The organism is Nocardioides pakistanensis, from assembly GCF_054781215.1.
Genome location: NZ_BAAGUV010000056.1, coordinates 1 through 22,110, shown reverse-complemented (window position 1 = coordinate 22,110; position 22,110 = coordinate 1). Strand labels below are relative to the sequence as shown.

The 22,110-nt window shown below is 69.7% G+C and carries 21 protein-coding genes; 11 read left to right on the top strand and 10 right to left on the bottom strand.

Annotated features, from left to right (window positions below; genetic code table 11):
* Positions 1–73: 73 nt before the first annotated feature.
* Positions 74–430 carry a LysM peptidoglycan-binding domain-containing protein gene (locus ACYVIH_RS17600; RefSeq protein ID WP_460870809.1) on the top strand — a complete coding sequence of 119 codons (357 nt, stop codon included), beginning with the start codon at positions 74–76 and terminating at the stop codon, positions 428–430.
* 126 nt (positions 431–556) lie between these two features.
* On the opposite strand, the gene ACYVIH_RS17595 is transcribed toward ACYVIH_RS17600, so the two are convergent.
* From ACYVIH_RS17595 to ACYVIH_RS17585, 3 genes are all read right to left on the bottom strand, one after another.
* Positions 557–1,258 (bottom strand): lysoplasmalogenase, encoded by a 702-nt coding sequence (locus tag ACYVIH_RS17595; protein WP_460870808.1) that lies wholly within the window; start codon positions 1,256–1,258, stop codon positions 557–559.
* A 66-nt stretch (positions 1,259–1,324) separates the two neighbouring features.
* A complete protein-coding gene (locus ACYVIH_RS17590) occupies positions 1,325–2,191 on the bottom strand; it encodes a hypothetical protein (RefSeq protein WP_460870807.1) in 867 nt (288 codons plus the stop codon).
* Positions 2,188–2,787 carry a DUF6318 family protein gene (locus tag ACYVIH_RS17585; RefSeq protein ID WP_460870806.1) on the bottom strand — a complete coding sequence of 200 codons (600 nt, stop codon included), beginning with the start codon at positions 2,785–2,787 and terminating at the stop codon, positions 2,188–2,190. The genes ACYVIH_RS17590 and ACYVIH_RS17585 overlap by 4 nt, the downstream gene beginning before the upstream one ends.
* A 228-nt stretch (positions 2,788–3,015) precedes the next feature.
* On the opposite strand from ACYVIH_RS17585, the gene ACYVIH_RS17580 reads away from it, so the two are divergent.
* Positions 3,016–4,356, top strand: a complete 1,341-nt coding sequence (locus ACYVIH_RS17580; RefSeq protein WP_460870805.1) for a DUF2254 domain-containing protein — start codon at positions 3,016–3,018, stop codon at positions 4,354–4,356.
* Positions 4,357–4,379: 23 nt separating this feature from the next.
* Here the strand turns inward: ACYVIH_RS17580 and ACYVIH_RS17575 are convergent, their stop codons facing one another.
* The 4 genes from ACYVIH_RS17575 to ACYVIH_RS17560 are packed head-to-tail and all read right to left on the bottom strand — an operon-like array spanning position 4,380 to position 8,276.
* Positions 4,380–4,697, bottom strand: a complete 318-nt coding sequence (locus ACYVIH_RS17575; RefSeq protein ID WP_460870804.1) for a hypothetical protein — start codon at positions 4,695–4,697, stop codon at positions 4,380–4,382.
* Complete coding sequence (locus tag ACYVIH_RS17570) at positions 4,690–4,932, bottom strand: hypothetical protein (RefSeq protein WP_460870803.1); 243 nt, start codon at positions 4,930–4,932, stop codon at positions 4,690–4,692. Before ACYVIH_RS17570 ends, ACYVIH_RS17575 begins: the two co-directional genes overlap by 8 nt.
* 18 nt (positions 4,933–4,950) lie before the next feature.
* Positions 4,951–7,494, bottom strand: coding sequence for an ABC transporter permease (locus ACYVIH_RS17565; RefSeq protein ID WP_460870802.1), 2,544 nt, complete (start codon positions 7,492–7,494; stop codon positions 4,951–4,953).
* Positions 7,494–8,276, bottom strand: coding sequence for an ABC transporter ATP-binding protein (locus ACYVIH_RS17560; protein WP_460870801.1), 783 nt, complete (start codon positions 8,274–8,276; stop codon positions 7,494–7,496). The genes ACYVIH_RS17565 and ACYVIH_RS17560 overlap by 1 nt, the downstream gene beginning before the upstream one ends.
* Before the next feature lie 164 nt (positions 8,277–8,440).
* On the opposite strand from ACYVIH_RS17560, the gene ACYVIH_RS17555 reads away from it, so the two are divergent.
* Positions 8,441–9,754, top strand: a complete 1,314-nt coding sequence (locus ACYVIH_RS17555; RefSeq protein WP_460870800.1) for a vWA domain-containing protein — start codon at positions 8,441–8,443, stop codon at positions 9,752–9,754.
* 31 nt (positions 9,755–9,785) lie between these two features.
* Positions 9,786–10,538, top strand: a complete 753-nt coding sequence (locus ACYVIH_RS17550) for a hypothetical protein (protein ID WP_460870799.1) — start codon at positions 9,786–9,788, stop codon at positions 10,536–10,538.
* A gap of 81 nt (positions 10,539–10,619) precedes the next feature.
* On the opposite strand, the gene ACYVIH_RS17545 is transcribed toward ACYVIH_RS17550, so the two are convergent.
* Both ACYVIH_RS17545 and ACYVIH_RS17540 read right to left on the bottom strand, forming a co-directional pair.
* Entirely contained in the window at positions 10,620–11,852 is a 1,233-nt protein-coding gene (locus tag ACYVIH_RS17545) for a glucose-1-phosphate adenylyltransferase family protein (protein ID WP_460870798.1), read from the bottom strand.
* Between the two features lie 97 nt (positions 11,853–11,949).
* On the bottom strand, positions 11,950–13,371 hold the full coding sequence (locus ACYVIH_RS17540; RefSeq protein ID WP_460870797.1) for a rhodanese-like domain-containing protein: 1,422 nt from the start codon (positions 13,369–13,371) through the stop codon (positions 11,950–11,952).
* Positions 13,372–13,492: 121 nt separating this feature from the next.
* Between ACYVIH_RS17540 and ACYVIH_RS17535 the strand changes: the two genes are divergently transcribed.
* A complete protein-coding gene (locus ACYVIH_RS17535) occupies positions 13,493–14,233 on the top strand; it encodes a hypothetical protein (protein WP_460870796.1) in 741 nt (246 codons plus the stop codon).
* A 98-nt stretch (positions 14,234–14,331) separates the two neighbouring features.
* Here the strand turns inward: ACYVIH_RS17535 and ACYVIH_RS17530 are convergent, their stop codons facing one another.
* Positions 14,332–14,868 carry a hypothetical protein gene (locus tag ACYVIH_RS17530; RefSeq protein ID WP_460870795.1) on the bottom strand — a complete coding sequence of 179 codons (537 nt, stop codon included), beginning with the start codon at positions 14,866–14,868 and terminating at the stop codon, positions 14,332–14,334.
* Between the two features lie 641 nt (positions 14,869–15,509).
* Between ACYVIH_RS17530 and nrdR the strand changes: the two genes are divergently transcribed.
* The 6 genes from nrdR to ACYVIH_RS17500 all read left to right on the top strand — a co-directional run bounded on the left by nrdR (position 15,510) and on the right by ACYVIH_RS17500 (position 21,807).
* On the top strand, positions 15,510–16,067 hold the full coding sequence (nrdR, locus tag ACYVIH_RS17525) for a transcriptional regulator NrdR (protein WP_460870883.1): 558 nt from the start codon (positions 15,510–15,512) through the stop codon (positions 16,065–16,067).
* A gap of 133 nt (positions 16,068–16,200) precedes the next feature.
* Positions 16,201–19,047 carry a vitamin B12-dependent ribonucleotide reductase gene (locus tag ACYVIH_RS17520; protein ID WP_460870794.1) on the top strand — a complete coding sequence of 949 codons (2,847 nt, stop codon included), beginning with the start codon at positions 16,201–16,203 and terminating at the stop codon, positions 19,045–19,047.
* A 433-nt stretch (positions 19,048–19,480) separates the two neighbouring features.
* Positions 19,481–19,612, top strand: coding sequence for a hypothetical protein (locus ACYVIH_RS17515; protein ID WP_460870793.1), 132 nt, complete (start codon positions 19,481–19,483; stop codon positions 19,610–19,612).
* A 76-nt stretch (positions 19,613–19,688) separates the two neighbouring features.
* Positions 19,689–20,717 carry an SMODS domain-containing nucleotidyltransferase gene (locus tag ACYVIH_RS17510; RefSeq protein ID WP_460870792.1) on the top strand — a complete coding sequence of 343 codons (1,029 nt, stop codon included), beginning with the start codon at positions 19,689–19,691 and terminating at the stop codon, positions 20,715–20,717.
* Positions 20,702–21,226, top strand: a complete 525-nt coding sequence (locus tag ACYVIH_RS17505) for a hypothetical protein (RefSeq protein ID WP_460870791.1) — start codon at positions 20,702–20,704, stop codon at positions 21,224–21,226. The genes ACYVIH_RS17510 and ACYVIH_RS17505 overlap by 16 nt, the downstream gene beginning before the upstream one ends.
* Entirely contained in the window at positions 21,214–21,807 is a 594-nt protein-coding gene (locus tag ACYVIH_RS17500; protein WP_460870789.1) for a hypothetical protein, read from the top strand. Before ACYVIH_RS17505 ends, ACYVIH_RS17500 begins: the two co-directional genes overlap by 13 nt.
* Positions 21,808–22,110 lie beyond the last annotated feature (303 nt).

The window sequence follows — 22,110 nt, the reverse complement described above, 5'->3', positions numbered from 1 at the left end:
AAAACTGTCGGCGGTCACCGATAGACCTCTGTTCATGGACGTACGGCACGGCAACTCCCAGGAGGTCTCACCCATGAGCGCCATCGTTGCGGCACACGACTTCGGCTTCACCGGTCCCCGTTCGGTTCGGCGTACGCCGAACGTGCGGCTGACCCGACGCGGCCGGCTCGTCCTGCTGATGCTGTTCGTGGGGCTGGCGTTCGTGGCACTGACCGTCTTCGGTGGTCACTCCGCTGCCACCGGTGAGGCCGGAGCGCCGGTCGAGACCCGCACCGTCGTGGTGGGGGAGGGTGACACCCTCTGGGGCATCGCCAGCGAGATCGCCGAGCCGGGCGAGGTGCGCGAGATGATCCACCACATCCAGGAGCTCAACGCGCTCCCCAGCGCGAGCCTGCAGCGAGGGCAGGAGCTGGCCGTCCCGCTGGGCTGAGATGACTTGTTGCCGGCTTCCTTCGACCCGTGGCCGGCTTCGAGGGGAAGGACGAGGGCGGAGCTGCCAGCGCTGGCTCCGCCCTCGTCGACTGTTCAGGCTCCCTGCCGGTCACCTCTCTGCCGCTCAGCTCTCTGCGGCGGCGACGGCTCCGTCGGCGATCAACCACTGGCCGGCGGTGTAGGTGGCCATCACCGCCGACTCCAGGGCCGGCGACGGGTCACGCCGGAGGAACTCCTGGACCCCGAGCAGGCTGTCGGAGAGCAGGAACAGCGACGTCCCGGCCATGATCTTGCGCCGGGCCGTGGGAGACATGGAGCCGCGGAGCACGGTCGAGCTCGCGAACATCGCGGACAGGATCGCGGAGTAGACCGCGATCGGCACCCGGAGGGTCGGGTCCTTGCGTCCGGCCGCAGTGGCCATGACCGGCGCGAGGACGACCCAGCTCGCGACGCCGGCCTTCACACCCGGCTCGGAGAGCCCGGCCTGCGGGTCGCGTGCAGACGTGAATCCCGCGATGTAGCCGAGGTGGGCCACCAGGAACGAGCCCACGCCGCCGAGGAACGCCGAGTTGCTCTTGCCGAGGAGAGCCACGTCGCCGCCCCACGAGAAGGCCTGGGCTGCCTGGACACCACGGAGGAGCCCGTCAGCGCGCCCGGCCGAGGCCAGCTCGGTGCGGGCGGCGAGCGTGGGCATCAGCAACGGCTTGGTGAGATACCGAGCCCGCCGGGCTGCCTTGCCCCCGCGTCCTGCGAGGTAGGTGTCGACGCCGGCGAGGGCGAGGTAACCGAGTGCGGCGGCGCGGCGTGGGTTCCGGAGCTTGGGCATGGCACATGGTTGCGTATCGGCCGGCCCGGGTGGTCGGCGGGCTAGGCAGGTGTCCTGCGGCCGCCGCTACCCGTAGTTGCCCGACAGCGTTGCCCTCGCCTCGCTGATCCGCAGGCTTGCCTCAGGTCCGGCGATGGTCAGTGTCTCCGGGATGTCCTGCCAGGCGCCGCCGTTGACGCGGAACCTTGCCGAATACGTGACGTCCACCCGTGGACGAACGGTGACGTCGGCGTCGGAGTAGCGGTAGGTGATCTCCATCGACGGGTACGGCGCGCCGGGGCTCGTCGTGGCGGTGGTCTGCCCGTCGCCGTGGTGCCAGGTGTACTCGACAGCCTCGGCGACGATGTCGACCTGCTGGCCCAGCAGCGTGACCGTCGCCGTGAACGGCTGAGCCTGCGTGTAGAAGATCGTGTCGAAGTTGACCAGCGTCCTGCCCTCCGGCTGCGTCCGGGCCTGCAGCGTCGGGAGACCGATCCGGCGGATCTCGTTCAGGACCAACCCCGGCGTGACCTGCGGTCGCGGAGTGTCAGCCGCCGTCGGCGGCTCGCCGAAGCACTGGGTCGACAACGGCAGCCAGGTATTCGCATCCGTTCTGCCCCAGAGCCGATACAGCCGCGCACTTGGATCGGCGCAGACCTGGGCAGCCGCGCAGTCGGTCTCGGTGCTTCCAGAGGTTCCCGTGCCCGGCGACGAACAGGCGATGACCCACTCGTACGCCACGAACACGCCACTGGACGCCGTGACCGCGGCTTGATGCGACGAAAGCTGTGCGTCGCGCTCCGTTTGCTCGACCGCTGCAACAAAGACTGAGTCGCCTTTGGCGCCTCCCGCGACGTCTGGTTCCGCGATTGCCGGCGCGATCGGTAGTCCCAAGAGGAGCATGCCTACGCCGAAGCTTCTCAGCCAACTCCTCCATCCCATGCGCGAAGTCATTGTGTCGCCTCCAGTCGCACGACAACCCAGCCAGATGATGTATGCGCGAGGGTGAAGTCAAGGTGTCCGCGACTTGCCGGCGAGGTTGAGGGTGGAGCCTCACTTGTCTCAATCGTCGTCTGCGGCGCTATGGAAATGCCCGCGGCAATGACTGTGGTGGATCTCCGCGGTGAAGGGATGTGCTCAAGGCTCTGGATGCTCCATCCATCGCCTTCGAGTCGGCCACCTTGTCGGTACACATCCGAGATCCGGTTCTCAATCGCCTCGCACGTTGAGCAGCGGTCACGATGCAGGTTTCGAAGTGGTTGAGTGTCACCGGTTGTCATCGAGTAGTTCACGACCTCGACGTAGTGACGCACGAACGCTTTGGCGGCAGCCTTGCTCGCCCCCTTGGCCTCGGCGGGCAGCTCGGGCGGCACGGCGGAGGGCGTGGGCGTCGCGGACGGCGCGGCAGAGGCGCTCTCGAGGGGCGGCGGCTCGGGGTTCGAGCTGCAGCCGGAGACACCGCCGATGAGCACGCCCAGCGCCAAGGCACCCGCCGCCGCCCTGAGCTGGAGCCCAGAGGCCGTTCCCGGCGAAGTCAGAGTCCCGAGCATTCGACCCCCATGTGTTCCCGACCGAGATGCTGCGGCGTCCGGGTCGTCCGGCGACGACAGCGATCAGCAACCTACTGAGGCGGCCAGGATTCGGCTAGACCCGACCGGGAAGCTGTGGACGGCAGCTCGACGCGCGGAACACCCGCCGGGCGATCGCCGAGAACTCCGAGCGCCGGCTAGGAGGCCCGGTAGGTTCGGGGTTCAACTCGTCCGTCCCAGAGGAGCCAGATGGGCATCCGGTTCAGGTTCATCGCCGAGCGCTTGCGCAACAGCTACTGGTTCCTCCCCAGCCTGATGCTGCTCGGGTCGGCCCTGCTGGCCAGTGGAACCATTGCACTCGACAAGGACTTCGACCCCGAGCGGATCGAGTGGCTGGGCCAGCTCGTGTACTCCGGCGGGCCGGACGGGGCGCGAGAAGTCCTCGGCACCATCGCCTCGTCGATGATCACGGTCGCAGGTGTCGTCTTCTCGATCACCATCGTCACCCTGCAGCTCGCGTCGTCGCAGTTCGGTCCGCGCATGCTGTCGAACTTCATGCGCGACCGGGGCCAGCAGCTCACGCTCGGCACGTTCGTGTCCACGTTCCTCTACTCGTTGCTGGTCCTGCGCGCGATCCGCAGCGACGACCCGACGACGGTGCCTCATCTGTCGGTGACGGTCGCGCTGCTGCTCGCCGTCGCCAGCCTGAGCGTCCTGATCTACTTCATCCACCACGTGGCCACGACGATCCAGGCGCCCAACCTGATCGCGGCCATCTCGGACGAGCTGCTGCGGGCGACCGACGTCCTGTTTCCGGAGGTCGAGGGCGACGGGACAGCCCGGACGACGAGTCAGGAACCGGTTCTCCCCGACGACTTCGACGCCGGCTCGCGCCCGGTCGCGGCCAAACGGACGGGGTACGTCCAGGTGCTGGACGTCCAGCGGCTGGTCGACGTGGCGAGCGAGCACGATCTCGTGGTCCGCCTGGAGACCCGGCCCGGCCGCTTCGTCGTCGACAACACCACGTTCGCCCTCGCGTACCCGGCCGCCCACGTCACCGACGAGGTCCTCGACGAGATCGCCGGCTGTGTCGTCGCCGGGCCCCGGCGCAGCGCCCAGGACGACATCGAGTTCCCGATCAAGCAGATGGTCGAGATCGCCGTACGCGCACTGTCTCCCGGTATCAACGACCCGTTCACCGCCAACACGTGCGTCGACCAGCTGAGCTCCGGGCTGTGCGTGCTGGCCGGTCGCGAGTTCCCGCCGTCGAACGTGGTCGACGAGCGGGGGCGGCTGCGCGTCACGGTCGAGGACCCGGTCACCTGGGACCGGATGGTCGGCGGCGCTTTCGACCAGATCCGTCAGTGCGCCGACTTCCACGCCTCGGTGTACGTCCACCTGCTCGAGTCGTTGGCCCGCATCGCCCGGTGCGTTCGCCACCCCGACCGCATCGAGCCCCTCGTCCGAGAGGCACAGCTGGTCCTGGAGGCGGCCAGGCGCAACCTCGACGAGACCGCCGATCTGCGCACCGTGCGGCAGCGGTACGACGATCTCCAGGATGTCGTGGGAGCACCCAGCGGACCGGCTTGAGCAGGACCGGCCCGCTGCAGCGGTCACTCAGCCCTGCGCCGTGGAGCCGCGCGGCGGGGTCGGTAGTCCGACAGGAAACCGAGCACGCGCAGGCCGCGCCCGATGAGTGCGAGCAGCAGGACGAGGCAGACGACCGCGCCCAGCGAGGCCCCGGCGGTGAACAGCCACGCCCCCGGCGAGCCACTGCGCGCGACGACGCCGAAGTCGATCGCGGCACCGACGAGGTAGACCCACGCCACCGCGGACAGGACCACCCCGAGCGCCAGGGCGCCGAGCAGGACCAGAGGCTTGCCACTGGCCCGAGACTCGCTGTGCTTGCGGACGCGACGTCCTTCAGCCACGGCGCCTCAACATCGCGCGCACCTGGCTCACGAGCACCGCGACCGGGACGGCCCCGAGAGCCGTGCCGAGCACCAGGGACGCGACGCCGATGAACGTCTCACCCTCGTCGATCGCGTAGATCCCGAACCGGACCATCGTGATGCCGAGGTAGAGCAGGGCAGCGCCGAGCACGACGGCCACGACCGCTGCCACGCCGGTGCCGATCCGACGCCGCGCTTCCTGCTCCCTCTCCACCCGGTCGACCCTATCCGGCTACTCCGCGCTGATCGCGCGCAGCACGTCGAGACGGGCCGCGCGGCGGGCCGGGAAGACCGCCGCGAGCACGCCGACGAGCGCGGCGACGACCACGAACAGCAGCAGCCGGCCCCACGGGATCGCAAGGACGTCGATGCCCTGGTCGGCGATCGCCTGCTGCAGCGCGACACCGAACGCGATGCCCATGACGACACCGAGCACCGCACCGAGCACCGCGACGATGACCGACTCGAGCCTCACCATCCGGCGCAGCTGCGACCGGGACAGCCCGACCGCGCGCAGCAGGCCGATCTCCCGGGTGCGTTCGATCACCGACAGCGCCAAGGTGTTGACGATGCCGAGCACCGCGATGATCACGGCGAGACCGAGCAGTGCGTAGATGATGTTGAGGAAGAAGTCGATCTGCTCCTTCTGCTGCTCGGCGAACTCGGCCGGGTCGGCCAGGGTCACCGTCGGCAGGTCGGCCAGGATCTCCTCGACGTCCGCGCGCACCGCGTCCGCGTCGGCGTCGGCGGTCTTGTTGACGAACAGGATCGTGTCGAGCGGCTGCAGACCGCCCTTCTCCAGCGTGTCGAGCGTGACCAGGTAGTCCGCAGGCACCGAGGCGCCCGCCTGGAAGACACCCACGACGGTGAGGTCGACGGTGCCGCCCTGGAAGTCCATCTCGAACTCGTCACCGGGGGCGAGCCCCTGCTCGTCTGCGACGTCCTGGGTGATGATCGTCGTGCCAGGCCGCAAGGCGCTCATCGCGCCGGCGGTCAACGGGAAGTCGGTTGCGGCCGCGAGGTCCTCGGGGTCGGAGGCCCCGACGAACGCGCCGTCACCGTTCACCTCGGCGAAGGCCTGCCGGAACTGCGCCACCGCGTCGATCCCGTCGACCTCGCGGATCTGCTCGGCGATGCTCGGCGAGAAGGGCGTGCCCACGGCGTTGGAGACCACGAACTGCGAGGTGATCGCGGCCTTCAGGGCCTTGTCGGTGCTCGCCGCGGCCGACGCCCCGAGGATCGACATCAGCGACACCAGCGCGAGGCCCAGCATCAGCGCGGATGCCGTGGCCGCGGTGCGGCGCGGGTTGCGCTTGGAGTTCTGCGCGGCCAGCTGGCCGACCGTGCCGAACAGCCGACGGTACGACGCACCGAGCAGATCGACGACGGGGCGACCGATGACCGGGCTCATCAGCGAGACACCGATCAGGATCGACAGCATCCCGAGGCCGATCATCGTCAGGCCGGTGCCGCCGTCGGTGGAGAAGCCGGCGAACATCAGGCCGATGCCTGCCACCACGAGCACGGTCCCGAAGATCACCCGGCGGCGCAGCGAGGTCTCCGGCAGCGCCACGTCGTCGCGCATCGCCGCCACCGGAGGGATCCGGGAGGCACGGCGGGCGGGGAGGTAGGCGGCAAGCATGGTCACGACGATGCCGACCACGTAGGACACGACGACCGTGCGCAGCTCGACCGGGAACTCGGCGTTGGACAGGTCCAGGCCGATCGCGCCGAACAGCGCCTTGAGCCCCAGCGCGAGGAGGAAGCCCGCCCCGAGACCCACGGTCGACCCGATCAGGCCGATGACGAGCGCCTCGGTGAGCACCGAGCGGTTCACCTGCCTGCGCGAGGCCCCGAGGGCACGGAGCAACGCGAGCTCCCTGCTGCGCTGGGCGACCAGGATCGAGAACGTGTTGATGATCAGGAACGTGCCGACGATCATCGCGACGGTCGCGAAGACGAGCAGGAAGGTGTTGAGGAAGCCGAGGATCTCCTGCAGGCCCTCCTCGTTCTCGTCGACCACGGCGTCGCCGGTCTTGGCGGTGACGCCCTCGGGCAGCACCTCGGCGGCCGCGTCGCGCAGCTCGGTCTGGGAGACGCCGGGCTCGGCGGCGAGGGAGACACCCGACCACTCCCGACGACCGCCGAAGAACAGGTCCTGCATCGTCTCGGCGTCCCACAGCGTCAGCGTGGCGCCGGCCAGGGAGCCCTCGCCGAACTCGACGAGACCGACCAGCTCGACGTCGAGCGTCGGCGGGTCCCCGGGGGTGACCAGCTTGACCGTGTCGCCGACCTCGTAGCCGCCCTTCTCGGCGGTGTCGACGTCCATGGCGATCTCACCGGGACCGTCAGGGCGCTCCCCGTCGACGTACGTGGTGATCGGGTCACCGGTCAGCGCGGTGGAGTCGCCGTCGGTGAACGCCAGGCCCGGCGGGCCGTTGCCACCGACGAGCTTGCCGTCGGAGCCGATGACGTACATCGACAGCAGCTGGTTGTAGGGGTTGACCTCGGCGGCGCCGTCGATCTCGCGGAGGTCCTCCACCACCGAGTCGGGGATGGTGCGCGCGTCAGGGCCGGAGTCCCAGGACCCGGCGCCCTCGGGCGTGATCTCCACGTCGGAGGTGCTGCCGGCGATGATCCCGCTGAACGCCCCACCCATCGCGTCGGTGAAGATGAACGAGCCGGACACGAACGAGACGCCGAGCACGATCGCGAATGCGCTGAGGAACAGCCGGACCTTGTGCGCAACGAGGTTGCGCAAGGTGACGTGCCACATCAGGCCATCGCCCTCGCGGTCAGCTTGCCCATCTCCTCGAGGACGCTCTCGCGGGTGGGGTTGCGCAGCTCGTCGACGACCTTGCCGTCGGCGAGGAACACCACCCGGTCGGTGTAGGCCGCGGCGACCGGGTCGTGGGTCACCATCACGATCGTCTGCCCGTGCTCGTCGACGCTGCGCCGGAGCAGGCTGAGCACCTCGGCGCCGGAGGTCGAGTCGAGGTTGCCGGTCGGCTCGTCGGCGAAGACGATCTCGGGCCGGCTCATCAACGCCCGGGCGCAGGCGACGCGCTGCTGCTGGCCGCCGGAGAGCTCGTTGGGGCGGTGCCCGAGCCGGTCGCGCAGGCCGACCGTGTCGATGATCGTGTCCCACCACTCCTGGTCGGGCTTGCGGCCGGCGATCGACAGCGGCAGCTCGATGTTCTCCTTCGCGGTCAGCGTCGGGACCAGATTGAACGACTGGAAGACGAAGCCGATCTTGTCGCGGCGCAGCTCGGTCAGCTGCTTGTCCTTGAGCGTGGAGAGGTCGGTCTCGCCGAGGAACACCTGGCCGGCGGTGGGGGAGTCCAGCGCCGCCATGCAGTGCATCAGCGTCGACTTGCCCGAGCCGCTGGCGCCCATCACGGCGGTGAACTCCGCGGTGTAGAAGTCGATGTCGACGCCGTCGAGGGCGTTCACGGCCGCCTCGCCCTCGCCGTACACCTTGCGCAGGTCGACGCTGCGGGCGGCGACCGACTTGCTGTGCCGGTGGGAGGTCTGTGTCTGTGGGTGCTCGCTGGTCACCCGGCAAACCTAGTCCCGACCGCCGACGGTCTGCAGCGCATTAACGCCGCTGTGACCAAGCTCAGGGACGAGACCAGGGTGATCCCGGAGTCCGAGCGGAGACGACGGTGTCGGAACCGTCCACTAGGGTGCTCCGCAACGGTGTCCACTATGGGGGTTGAGAGATGGTTCTCCGTTTTGTCCTGCTCTGCGTCGTAGCGCTCGCCATGCTCGGGTCTCCGCAGGCGGCGACCGCCGAGGAGGATCCGGGCGGCTCCATCCTCGTGATCATGGACGTCTCCGGGTCCATGGCCCGCAAGGACGCCGGCGGCACCACGCTGATCCAGGGCGCCCGGCAGGCGGTGCGTCAGCTGGTCTCCGAGGCTCCGCCCGAGACCCCGGTCGGACTACGGCTCTACGGCCACACCTACCCCGGGGAGGACAAGCGCCGCGGCTGCCAGGACACCGAGCTGGTGGTGCCGGTCGAGGCCGTCGCGCAGTCCGGTACGGCGATCACCGCGGCCATCGACGGGGTGAAGCCGACCGGGTTCACGCCGATCGGCGGGGCGCTGAAGCAGGCCGTCAAGGACTTCCCGCCCGAGGGGGAGCGCACGATCGTGCTGGTCAGCGACGGCGAGGACACCTGCGGTGCCCCCGAGCCGTGCCAGGCCGCGCGCCAGCTGGCGGGCCAGGGCATCGCGGTCCAGGTGGACACCGTCGGGTTGTTCCTCCGGGGCAACGCGAAGGCGCAGAAGCAGCTGCAGTGCGTGGCGAAGGCCACCGGCGGGCGCTACTACACCGCCGACAACGCCGCTCAGCTGACCGAGCGGCTGACCACCGTCTCGCAGCGCGCGATCCAGCGGTTCGAGGCCAGCGGCGGCCCGATTCAGGGCGGTCCGGCAGCGACCCGAGCCACCGCGATGGAGGCCGGGGCGGCCTACGTGGACAACGTCAAACCCGGCGAGGCGCGTTGGTACTCCTTCCCGGCAGGTCAGGGCCAGGAGGTCGCCGTGACACTGACCGAGGACGGGTCCACCGACTACGGCTGCTGCCTCGAGCTGGCGCTGCACGGACCGGACTTCGACCGGATCGACTCGGAGAGCACCTTCAACGGCGGCGCCACCGCCAAGACGATGCGTGTCGCCTCGCCCGACCGAGGCCTCGACGACAGCGGTGACTACTACCTCGAGGTGACCCTCGACGCCGATGCCGCCAACCGCCCGGTGACCTACGAGTTCGTCGCAGAGGTCAGCGGTGCGGCGCTCGAGGAGTCACCCAGCGTCGAGCCCACGCCCAGCCCCACCGTCGAGCCCAGCCCCACAGAGGAGCCGACGCCCGAGGCCGTCGAGGAGCCGGCCGAGGACGAGCTCGAGTCGGCGGCCGCCGACACCGACGAGGGCGGCGGGCTGTGGACGGTGCTGATCGCCGTGCTGGTCGCCCTCGTGCTCGCCGCGGGCGCCGCCGTCGGACTGCTCGCCCGCTCCACCCTCCGCAAGTGACCTCACCCGAGAAGACAAGGACGAAGAACCCATGCGTCGTGCCATCGCCCTGACCACCCTCGCCGCCGCACTCGTGCTGCCGCTCCCGGCCACCGCGATGGCCTCCGGCGAGGAGATCGACGGCGGCGCCGCCGCCACGCAGGCCACCCCGGTCGAGTCGGGGACGACCTACCTCGACGACGTCGCCCCCGGCGAGGCGCGGTGGTTCTCGGTGGACGTGATGACGGCACAGGACTACGGCGTGACGCTGACCGAGTACGGCGACACCGAGTACAACTGCTGCCTGTCGGTGGCGTGGTACGACTCCGACTTCGACCGCGACATGGGCGACAGCGGTTTCAACACCGATGGGACCGCGAAGACCTTCCGGGTCGCCTCCGAGGGCGGGGTCGACGAGGACGGCACCCGCTACCTGGAGATCCGGCTCGACGAGGACTCGGCGAACCGCCCGTTGAGCTTCGAGTTCGTCGTCGACGTGACGGGCGAGGGTGTCGCGGCGGAGTCGCCGAGTGCCTCGCCGACCGAGGCGGCGTCCGAGGAGCCCGCTGCCGACGAGGCGGACTCCGCCGGCGAGGACGAGCCGGAGGCCGCCGCGGTCGACGCCGGTGACGACGGCGGGAACACCATGCTGTGGGTGGTTGTCGGCCTGCTGGTCCTGCTGGTGGTGCTGCTGATCGCGGTGGTCGTGCTGTTGATGGTGCGCATGCGCAAGGCCGGTGCGGTCGACGCAGGCTCCGCGCAGCAGCCCGTGGGTTCTGGACAGTCCCCGACGCAGCAGGGCTGAGCCGAGGGCCGCAGCAACCTCAGGGCCGCCTCGGGCCGCTCGTCGGACCGGCGGGATCCGCAGTCGGCGGTCCGGTCGGCGTCAGGCGGTCGTGCCCGGCTCCAGCCGGGCGCCGGCGGTGATCTCGGCGCCGGGCGCGACCGTGGAGTCGCGGCCGACCAGGGTGACCTGCTCCGGGTCGTCGGTGCCCTTCGCGTCCGGGTCCCCGACGCGGGCTCCGGCGCCGATGGTGCAGCCGGCGTCCACGATGCTCCAGGACACCTCGGCGCCGGCCTCGATGGTCGTGTCGTGCAGGATCACGCTGTCGGACACCACGGCGTCCGCCGCCACGACGACGCCGGGGCCCAGGACGCTGCGCCGTACGACACCGGCGACGCGCGCGCCCGGGCTGACCAGGCTGTCGCCGAGCTCGCAGCCGGGCTCGAACCGGGCCGCGACCCGCTGCGGCTGACGGGTCAGGAACGGCCAGCTCGGATCGGCGAAGAGCTCGTCGGCCTCGCCGGTGAGCAGGTCCTGGTGCGCGGCGAGGTACAGGTGCGGCTGGCCCAGGTCACGCCAGTAGCCGGGCAGCGCGTGCGCGTAGACCCGGCCTCGGTCCACCAGCCGCGGCACCAGGCTCTCTCCGAAGTCGCCGAGTCCGCTGTCGCCGGGCTCGGCGTCGGCGGTGCGCTCGCGGTGCAGCTCCTCGAGCGTCTCGACGAGGACGTCGGGGGAGTACACGAAGATCTCGGTCGCGACCGTGGTCGTGCTGGGCCGCTTCGGCTTGTAGGCGAAGCCGGTGACCCGGCCGAGCCGGTTGGCCTCGACGGTCGCGTGGTTGCTCGCCTGCCGCTTGGCCACCTCGGTGGTGACGATGGTCAGCTCCGCACCCTTGGCGCGGTGCGTCTCGATCGCGTCCAGGTAGTCGAACCGGTAGACGTGGTCGGCGCTGAGCACGAGCACGACCTCGGGGTCCGCGGCGCGGATCTGGTCCCGGATCCGGAACAGCAGGTCGGCGTTGCCGGTGGCGAACCCCTCCTCGTCGCCGGTGCCGGTGCCCTGCTGCGGCATCACCAGCCGCAGGCCGCCGTGGTTGCGGTCGAGGTCCCAGGGTCGGCCGTTGGCGACCTCCTCCTCGAGCATCCCGCCCTGGTACTGCACCGAGAGCCACACGTCGCTGATGCCGGAGTGCACCAGGTTCGACAGCGGGAAGTCGACGAGCTGGTAGACCCCGGCGAACGGCAGGGCGGGCTTGGCACGCTCACGGGTGAGGACGTCCATGCGTCCGCCCGCACCGCCGGCCTGGATGATCGCGAGGATCCGGTTGCGTGCCATGGGCGGGGGATACCCGGGGCAGTCCCCGGCAAACAAGTCAGGAGACGACGAGGGGTACGACGGTCGCCGGCCGCCGTACCCCTCGTCCCCCTGAAGATCAGGCGTGCGCGGCGTGCGTGGCCTCCCACCCGGCGTAGCCGCCGAGCACGTCGGAGACGTCCGTGAAGCCGAGGTGTCGCAGCAGGCTGCCGCCGACGCTGGAGCGCCAGCCGCCGGCGCAGTAGAGCACCGTCGGCCTGTCGGCGTCGAGCTCGCCGACGCGACGAGCGAGCTGCGCGAGCGGGATGTTGACCGCACCCGGGATCATCCCGGCCTCGGTCTCACCGGCGTTGCGGATGTCGACGAGCTGCACGTCGTTGGCGGCGACGTGCTCGTCGAGCTGGTGCGGGGTGATCCGGCTGGCGTGGACGACCTGCTCGTCGAGGCAGTGGTCGATCATGTACGCCTCGGGCCGCGGGACGAAACCGACCGCGTGGTCGAAACCGATCCGTGCCAGGCGGACGCCGGCCTCCTGCTCCTCGCCCTCGGGCGCCATCAGGATGATCTTGTCGTCGGGCTTGACGACCATGCCGACGGTCTCGGCCATCCGGCCGTCGACCGGCACGTTGATCGCGCCCTGGAGGTGACCGGCGGCGAACTCGACCGGGTCGCGGGCGTCGATCACCTTCGCGCCGTCAGCCAGGGCCTGGGTCACCTCCTGCGGGGACAGCGCCGGCAGCGTGGCGCCGGGCTCGCGGGTGCCGCGCTCCTGGCGGTTGAGGATCGCGTTGTAGACGAAGTACTCCGGGGCCGGGGGCTGGCCGGCGGTGACCACGGCGAGGAACTGCTCCTCGCTCATCGGCTGGCAGGCGTAGTTGAACTGGCGCTGCTCACCGATCGTGGACTGCTTCTCGGTGGAGAGGTTCTTGCCGCAGGCCGAGCCGGCGCCGTGCGCGGGGAACACGCGGGTCTCGTCGGGCAGGCCCATCAGCTTGTGCTGGATGGAGTGGTAGAGCATCTTGCCGAGCTCGTCGGCGGTCACGCCGATCGAGGCGAGCAGGTCGGGGCGGCCGACGTCACCGATGAACAGCGCGTCGCCGGTGAGCACGCCGTAGGGCACGGTGTCCTCGGCGTTCTCGTAGACCAGCACGCTGATCGACTCCGGCGTGTGGCCGGGGGTCTCCATGATCTCGAGCACGACGTCGCCGAGCTCGATGCGCTCACCGTCGGACAGCGAGCGGACCTCGAAGTCGGCCTGCGCGGCCTTGCCGTAGCCGATCCAGGCGCCGGTGGCGTTGGCCAGCTCGATGTGGCCGGAGACGAAGTCGGCGTGGAAGTGGGTGTTGATGACACCGACGATCCGGAGGCCGTGCGCCTGGGCGTCGGTGAGGTACTCCTCGATGTCACGACGGGGGTCGACGACCACGGCCTGGCCGGTCTTCTCGTCACCGATCAGGTAGGACGCCTGGGAGAGGCAGTCCAGGTAGTACTGCGCGAGGTACATAGGTGTGCTCCTTGGCTGGGTCGTGATGCGCGTCACCAGACCCAAGGTATACCCCCGTGGGTATATTCCCGCCAGTGTCGGATCGGTCTGGACCGGGCGGCGGGGCCGCCCGTGGGGCCGGACGAGGGTTTTGGCCGGCCCCGGATACTGGACACGGATGACTGACGAGAAACCACGCCTCGAGATCAACTGGGTCCAGTCCGCCGCCGGCGCCCTGGCTGCGGTGACCTCGGCGGTGCTGCTGTCCACGGTGGGTGTCGCCGGCACCCTGATCGGTGCCGCGCTCGGCAGCCTGGCTGCGACGATCGGCAGCGCGGTCTACTCTCACTACCTGCGCGCCACCAAGGAGCGGGTCGCCGCCGCCCAGACGGTGGCGGCCGTGCGGATCGGCCTTGCGCAGTCCCGGGTCCGTGAGGCCCCGGCCGAGGCCGAGCGGGAGCTCGAGCGTGCCCAGGAGGTGCTCGAGGCGGCCGACCCCGACCCCGCACCCGAAGGCTGGCGGGTGGCGCTGGCCGGCCTGCCGTGGAAGCGGATCGCGCTGGTGTCGGTGGGCGTGTTCGTCGCGGCGATGGCAGTCATCGTGGCCTTCGAGCTGGTGGCCGGCCGGGCGGTGTCGTCGTACACCGGCGGGTCGGACGCGGATCGCCGTACCTCCATCCCGGGCGTCGGCGGCGGGGCCGAGCCGTCTGCCCCGCCGGCCGAACCGCCCACGGACGCGCCGACCGAGCAGCCGGACGAGGGTGAGCTGCTGGTGCCGAGCGAGAGCCCGGGAGAGACCCCGACGGAGAGTACGACGCCCACCGAGACGCCGAGCGTCGAGCCGACCGAGACGCCGACCCCCACGCCCACCGCCGAGCCGACCACCCCGGCCCCGACGCCGACGCCCGAGGGCCAGTAGGACGTGCACTCGCGGCCGACCTGACCGCCTTTCCCGCCTGACGCCGGCGGTCGAGGCGCGCAACTGCACGTCCGATCGGCCCCGCGCGGGTGCGGCGGTCAGCGGCGGAAGACCACCGGGGTGACCGTGCCGTGGGTGTCGCTCATGAACACCCCGCGCAGCGAACCGCCCTCGAGGGTCAGCTCGGCCTCGCCGACCGACCCGTCGGCGGCCTTGTAGCGCAGCCACACGCGGGTGCCGTCGATCGTCCCGTGGCCGGCGACCGAGACGCCGTACAACGTGCGCTCGGCGAAGATCACCGAGTCACCGTCCTGCTCGAAGTGGTAGCCGAGCCCGCTCGCCGCCGACCAGGGGCCCGCGACATAGGCGCCCGCGCGCCGGGTCGGCCCGACGCCGGAGCGGGCGAGCTGCTGGAGCGCGGCGAGCCGGCCGGCGAGCCGGGCGCTGACGATCTCCCACGGAGTGAGCCGCTCGCCGCAGATCGAGCGCGGCAGGCCGGCGGAGTCGCGGTCGGGCTGATGGGGTAGCCGCGGGCCCTGGGTCCCGGTGCCGTGGCTGAGCGCGTACATGATCGCCACGCCGTCGCGGAACCACCACGGGTGCTTGCCCATCGTGCTGCTGTTCATGATCGTCACGCCCCCCGGCTGACCATGGTCGGATGAGGTCCCCCCGGACCTCACCCCCATTGACGCGCACGGGGCTTGGTGGTGGCAACGGCCAGGAGTCTCGACTCATCTCCCCAATCCGCACCAGGTCCAAACCAGCTGGGCCGCCGACCGGTGACGGAGGTGACTAGTGAGGAATGGCCCGAACGTGCTCTGGCGCCCGACATGGCCGTTCCGCGCCGTGCGCGCAGGGGCCTGGGGCGACACGCCGAGCCGGCCAGCCGACACGCCCGGATCGAGCTGGAAAAGGCCCTCTGACCTGCGCTTTTGCGGTCCGGGGAAAGCTTCTTGGGCCAGATTCGGCGATCGGGTTGCGTGCTCTAGGGGTCCCGCGTACGGTTACCACTACATCTAGTAGTCACACCGATGTAACTTTCCACAGGTAGTGGCGAGAACTGCACAGGCGACTGCTATTTGTCCCCAAGTTACCCACAGTTCAGCCCACAGGCCGGCCCCGCGGAAGCACCCGGGCCACGGCGAGATCCCAAGGTGCCAAGACCTTGGTGGAGCCATGCCTGAGCACGGCAGAAACCGTCGGTGCTGGGTGTTGAACTAAGTGCATGAGGACGACGACGACCCGCCGGGTCACCGAGTGGAAGGAGCGGCACGAGATGCACTGCCCGTACTGCCGCAACACCGACACCCGGGTCCTCGACAGCCGGGTCGCCGAGGACGGCAGCGCGATTCGCCGGCGGCGGACCTGCCCGGCCTGCGAGAAGCGGTTCAGCACCGTGGAGCAGATGCAACTGGTGGTGGTGAAGCGCTCCGGTGCGACCGAGCCGTTCACCCGCGACAAGGCGATCGCCGGCGTCCGCAAGGCGTGCAAGGGCCGGCCGGTCTCCGAGGACGACCTGGCCAACCTCGGCCAGAAGGTCGAGAGCGCCCTGCGTGCCGAGGGCTGGGCCGAGGTCCCCGCCAACGAGGTCGGGCTGGCGATCCTGGGCCCCCTGCGCGAGCTCGACGAGGTGGCCTACCTCCGCTTCGCGAGCGTCTACAAGTCCTTCGCGAGCGCTGCGGCGTTCGAGGAGGAGATCGCGATGCTCCGGGCCGAGCGGTCGGTCCGTGCAGCGTCCGGTGTCGAGTCGTCGCCCCAGACCCCGGCGGCGACCGGCACCTGCGACAGCACGTCGGCCCCGTCCGACGTACCTCAGCCGGCCTCGACCGGCTGACCACAGTCTGCCCGGCGCGTTGTGGGGAAGCGGCGCGTCGGGCAACCCAACTTATTGACCGTTGCGTGGCAGACCACGCGGCGAGCACAGCCAGATGACGAAGAAGTCAGAATCAGGGGAACAGGAGCACTTCATGACGGAGACGGTCAGCGGGTCCGCCCGAGCGGGACGCAAGAGCAAGGGTCTGAAGATCGAGCGGGTCTTCAGCACTGAGGGAGTGCACCCGTACGACGAGATCACCTGGGAGCGTCGCGACGTCGTCCAGACCAACTGGAAGACCGGCGAGGCCGTCTTCGAGCAGCGCGGCGTGGAGTTCCCCGACTTCTGGTCGGTGAACGCCTCCACGATCGTCACCACGAAGTACTTCCGCGGCGCGGTCGGCACCGACGCGCGTGAGTGGAGCCTCAAGCAGCTCGTCGACCGCGTGGTGAAGACCTACCGCAAGGCCGGTGAGGACCACGGCTACTTCGCCACCGACGCCGACGCCGAGATCTTCGAGCACGAGCTGGTCTGGCTGCTCGTGCACCAGTACTTCTCCTTCAACTCCCCGGTCTGGTTCAACGTCGGCACGCAGTCGCCGCAGCAGGTTTCCGCGTGCTTCATCCTGTCGGTCGACGACTCGATGGACTCGATCCTGAACTGGTACAAGGAGGAGGGCTTCATCTTCAAGGGCGGCTCCGGTGCCGGCCTGAACCTGTCGCGCATCCGCTCCTCCAAGGAGCTCCTGTCCAGCGGTGGCACGGCGTCCGGCCCGGTGTCGTTCATGCGCGGCGCCGACGCGTCCGCGGGCACGATCAAGTCCGGTGGCGCCACCCGTCGCGCGGCGAAGATGGTCGTGCTCGACGTCGACCACCCCGACATCGAGGAGTTCGTCGAGACCAAGGCGCGCGAGGAGGACAAGATCCGCGCGCTGCGTGACGCCGGCTTCGACATGGACCTCGGCGGCAAGGACATCACGTCCGTGCAGTACCAGAACGCCAACAACTCCGTGCGCGTCAGCGACGAGTTCATGCGCGCGGTCGAGGACGGCACGAAGTTCGGCCTGCGCGCCCGCCAGACCGGCGAGGTGATCGAGGAGATCGACGCCCGCGACCTGTTCAAGAAGATCGCCAAGGCCGCGTGGGAGTGCGCCGACCCGGGCCTGCAGTACGACGACACGATCAACGACTGGCACACCAACCCGGAGACGGGGCGAATCACCGCCTCCAACCCGTGCTCGGAGTACATGTCGCTGGACAACTCCTCGTGCAACCTCGCGTCGCTGAACCTGATGAAGTTCCTCAAGGACGACGACACCTTCGACAGTGAGCTGTTCGCGAAGGCCGTCGAGCTGGTCATCACCGCGATGGACATCTCGATCTCGTTCGCCGACTTCCCGACCGAGGCGATCGGCCAGACCACGCGTGACTACCGCCAGCTCGGCATCGGCTACGCCAACCTCGGCGCGCTGCTGATGGCGATGGGTCTGGGCTACGACTCCGACGGCGGCCGCGCGATGGCTGCGGCGATCACCTCGCTGATGACCGGCCAGGCCTACAAGCGCTCCGCCGAGCTCGCCTCGGTGGTCGGCACCTACAACGGCTACGCCCGCAATGCCGACGCCCACAAGCGCGTCATGCGCAAGCACCAGGCGGCCAACGACGCGCTGCGCACGCTGCACGCCCACGACCGCGACGTGCACCGCGCGGCCACCAAGGCGTGGGACCAGGTGATCAAGCTCGGCGAGAAGAACGGCTTCCGCAACGCGCAGGCCTCGCTGCTCGCGCCGACCGGCACCATCGGCTTCATGATGGACTGCGACACCACCGGCATCGAGCCCGACTTCAGCCTCGTGAAGTTCAAGAAGCTCGTCGGCGGCGGCTCGATGCAGATCGTCAACCAGACCGTGCCGCGTGCGCTTCGCAAGCTGGGCTACCAGGAGGAGCAGGTCGAGGCGATCGTCGAGTACATCGCCGAGCACGGCCACGTCATCGACGCTCCGGGCCTGAAGACCGAGCACTACGAGGTGTTCGACTGCGCGATGGGCGCTCGCGCCCTGGCTCCGATGGGCCACGTGCGGATGATGGCCGCCACGCAGCCGTTCCTGTCCGGTGCGATCTCGAAGACCGTGAACCTGCCGGAGACGGCCACGATCGAGGAGATCGAGGACATCTACCTGCAGTCCTGGAAGCTCGGCCTCAAGGCGACCGCGGTCTACCGCGACAACTGCAAGGTCGGCCAGCCGCTGTCGGACGGCAAGGGTGAGAAAAAGGGCAAGACCGAGGTCGAGGTCGTCACGGAGAAGGTGGTCGAGTACCGCCCGACCCGCAAGCGTCTGCCGAAGTCGCGCCCGTCGCGCACCACGTCGTTCACCGTCGGTGGCGCCGAGGGCTACATGACCTCCGGCTCCTACCCCGACGACGGGCTCGGCGAGGTGTTCCTCAAGCTCGGCAAGCAGGGCTCGACCCTGGCCGGCGTGATGGACGCCTTCTCGATCGCGGTCTCGATCGGCCTGCAGTACGGCGTCCCGCTGGAGACCTACGTCTCGAAGTTCACCAACCTGCGCTTCGAGCCCGCCGGCCTCACCGACGACCCGGACGTGCGGATGGCGCAGTCGATCATGGACTACATCTTCCGCCGCCTCGCGCTGGACTACCTGCCGTTCGAGCAGCGCTCGGCGATGGGGATCTACTCCGCCGAGGAGCGTCAGCGCCAGCTCGAGACCGGTTCCTACGAGGCTCCGGCCGAGGAGGAGGTCTACGTCTCCGAGGCCGACGAGCTCAAGACCGAGTCCACGGTGGTCGAGCCCGTCGAGACCCCTGTGGTCGAGACCCCGGCGGCCGAGGCTCCCAAGGCCGCGCACACCTCCGCCGAGCTGATGGAGCAGATCACCGGCACCGCGGTCGACAGCCCGCTGTGCTTCACCTGCGGCACCAAGATGCGCCCGGCAGGCAGCTGCTACGTCTGTGAGGGCTGCGGTAGCACCAGCGGCTGCAGCTGATGTCGAGTTGCATGGAGATGGCATGTGCGAGTTGCGCGAAACGGCACTGAGTTGCAGTAGTGCCAAAGGCTATGACTATCACCGTCAGGGTGATAGTCGGTGATAGCGCACCATCATCGGCCGGCCCGGTCCCTCCGCCTGAGGGGCCGGGCTGGCTGTGCGTTCGGGGGCATGTCGCACGGTCGCAGGTTGTCCCCGCTGCCGACGCACCTATGGAGTGCGACCGGGCAGCACGAGGCTCGTCCGCCGACGAAGGTGTCGGCGCGACGTGATCCGATGAAGCGGGCTCATCGAAGCCCAGGCAAGAAGCGAGGGACCGGCCTTGCCGGGCCGGCCCCTCGTGGCTCTGACAGGACGTCAGATGCGGTGCGTCACCCGTATCAGACCACTGTCTGCGCCGACTTGTCATGTCGACGCGGGCAGGAGGTGAGAAATGTCTAGGAACACGAAGCAGACCAGCGCCAAGGCGAAGGCTGCGAGCAAGGTGCTGAGCAACCCGAGGGCGAGCAAGGCCGCGAAGTCGGCTGCCGCCAGCGCGTTGTCTCAGACGCCGAAGCGGAAGTGATACCAGGCAGCCCTCCCGCCAGGAGGGCCGCCACCGGCCGCGCCAGCGCGGCACCTTTCTCACCTAGGAGTACGGCATGAAGCACACCGTTGACGCCGCGTTCGCGGCCCTCGACGACAACCTCAACCTCGACCCGGCGGTGCGCCGCAAGGCTCAGGAACGCCACAACGCCATCCGGGAGGAGTTCGCCGCCGCCGGCCTCATCGCGAGCAGCTTCCTGCAGGGTTCGTTCGCCCGCAAGACGATGCTGAAGCCCCTCAAGGACGTCGACATCGTCTGCGTGCTCCCCGAGGCGTTCTGGCAGCAGCTGCGCGGCCCGGACGGCCCGGGCAAGGCGATGGAGTGGTTCAAGGCGCCGATCAAGGCGCGCTGGCCCGAAGTCGAGTTCGACGCCGGCGACGAGCCCTCCGGGAAGGCGCTACGGCTGTCGTTCCCGGACTGCGAGTTCACCATCGATCTCGTCCCGGCGTTCGAGTACAAGGACGACTACGTCCTCATCGGCGACCGCCACGAGGGCACCTGGACCCCCAGCAACTCCCGGATCCAGCTGAAGAAGGTCAGCGACCGCAACCAGCAGACCGACGGCCGGTTCGTACACCAGGTTCGCGAGGTCAAGGCACTCACCAAGCACCATGAGGAGCTGGAGTTCGTCTCCGGGATCGTGGTGGAGTCCCTCGCTTACGCGGTCATCGGGCGCAAGATGCTGGACGAGGACGCGGTCGCCGCGGTCCTCCAGCACGCCGCCACCGCGGTGATGGGTCCGGTCATCGAGCCCGCTGGCGACGACGACGTGACCGCGAAGTGGACTGCGCAGGAGCGTGCAACGGCCGCGCGGGTGTACGCACACGCCGCTCGCCGGGCCGAGGAAGCGTTGCGCCTCGAGCGGGCTGGCGAAGTCGACGGTGCCATCGACGTCTGGCACTCACTGTTCGGTGACGCGTTCCCCGCTGCGTCGCAGCGTTCGGCCGCGGACACCATGGCGGCGTGGGCGGGCGGCAGTGTCACCAGCACCGGCCGGCCCAGCAGCACGCGAGCCGCATCTCAGCAGGCGGCGCCGGGGCGTTCATGGTCCCGGTCCAACCCCGGTCCGTGGTTCTCGCGCTGAGCGACGTCCTCCGGGACCTGGCCCGTGTTGGCCGGGTCCTGGAGGCGGAGCTCTACGGCGTCGGCGTCGACCGCCTCCGGCAGGACCGGTACGGCGGCGTTGTCCTCGATCTGACGTTCGCCCCGTTGCCCGAGTTGGCCGCCGCCGGCTACCGGGCCGAGCGCGGTCGGATCAGCATCCGAGCCGACGGCGCCCTCTACGCGTTCCCCCTCAGGCCGCAGCGGTCCTGGAAGCACCGGAACCCATCCCCGCTCGGCTGGCAGTTCGGTCACCTCGCCGGCGAGCTCTGCCTGTGGTATCCCCGCGACCCCCGTTCGCTGCGCTGGGAGTGGGACGACGGACTCGAGCAGTACGTCACCCGAGTGCATCGGCACCTCTTCTTCGAGGAGTTCCACCGCCGCGAGGGTCATTGGCCGGTGGAGGACGCCCCGCACTCTGACCCGGAGTCCGGCGCCCACCTGATCAGGAGCGCCTTCATGCGCAAGGAGGTACGCCGATGGGCGTCATGACCACAGCCTTCGCCGTCGCCTCAGAGAAGGTGCCCGGCGCCCCCGAGCCTGCCGGTGGTGGGGGCGGCTCACGCGACGTTTGGCTCACCGTCGCGATTGCCCTGCTGGGGTCCTCGCTCGTCGCAGGCCTCATCACCACCCTTCTGAGCAACCTCCGCGCCTCAGCAACCTCGCGGCGCGACGGGTACGCCAACGCCGTTCGCTCCCTCATTGCGCGCGTGGAGTACCCGTACCGGGTCCGGCGTCGCATCTCCGACGACCCCGAGGTCTTGACGGAGCTGGTGGGGCGCGGACACGACCTGCAGGAACAGCTCGCTGCCTGTCGCACGTGGGTGAACTCGGAGAGCCGAGCCGTAGGCGCCATCTTCGAGCGCGCACTCGCCGCGATCGACGGGACGGTCAACCCGAGCACCGCGGACGCCTGGAACCAACCGCCGATCACCGCGGCCGCCGGCATGAACCTCGCGGGCTGGGGCCCCGGCGATCAGTGGCCGCACCTCGCGAGCCTCGAAGGCGCCATCGCCTACCGGTTCGGATGGCGTCGGCTGCTTCCCGCATGGCTTTGGCGTCGCTGGGTGTGAGGCCGGTACGGCGCCTTGTGTCTTCCTCCGCCTGCCGGCGTCGTGGCAGAGCAGCCAAGTAGCCGATGAGGGGGCTGTACCTCGGTGTACCGAACGCGCCTTACGCCGAGCGCACGATCGGAACACTCATCAATACCCGGGCGGGCCGTCGACGTTGACGGTGGGAATGCCGCCGCCCACCCGAGCGATCACCGCCAGGGATGGCTCCCGTGCGGGGTTCGACTCGCGGTGGACGGTGGGCCTTGACCCCGGACTTTGGACACGGGGTGGGATTACGCGGCTGACGGGAGCGTAGCGGCGTAG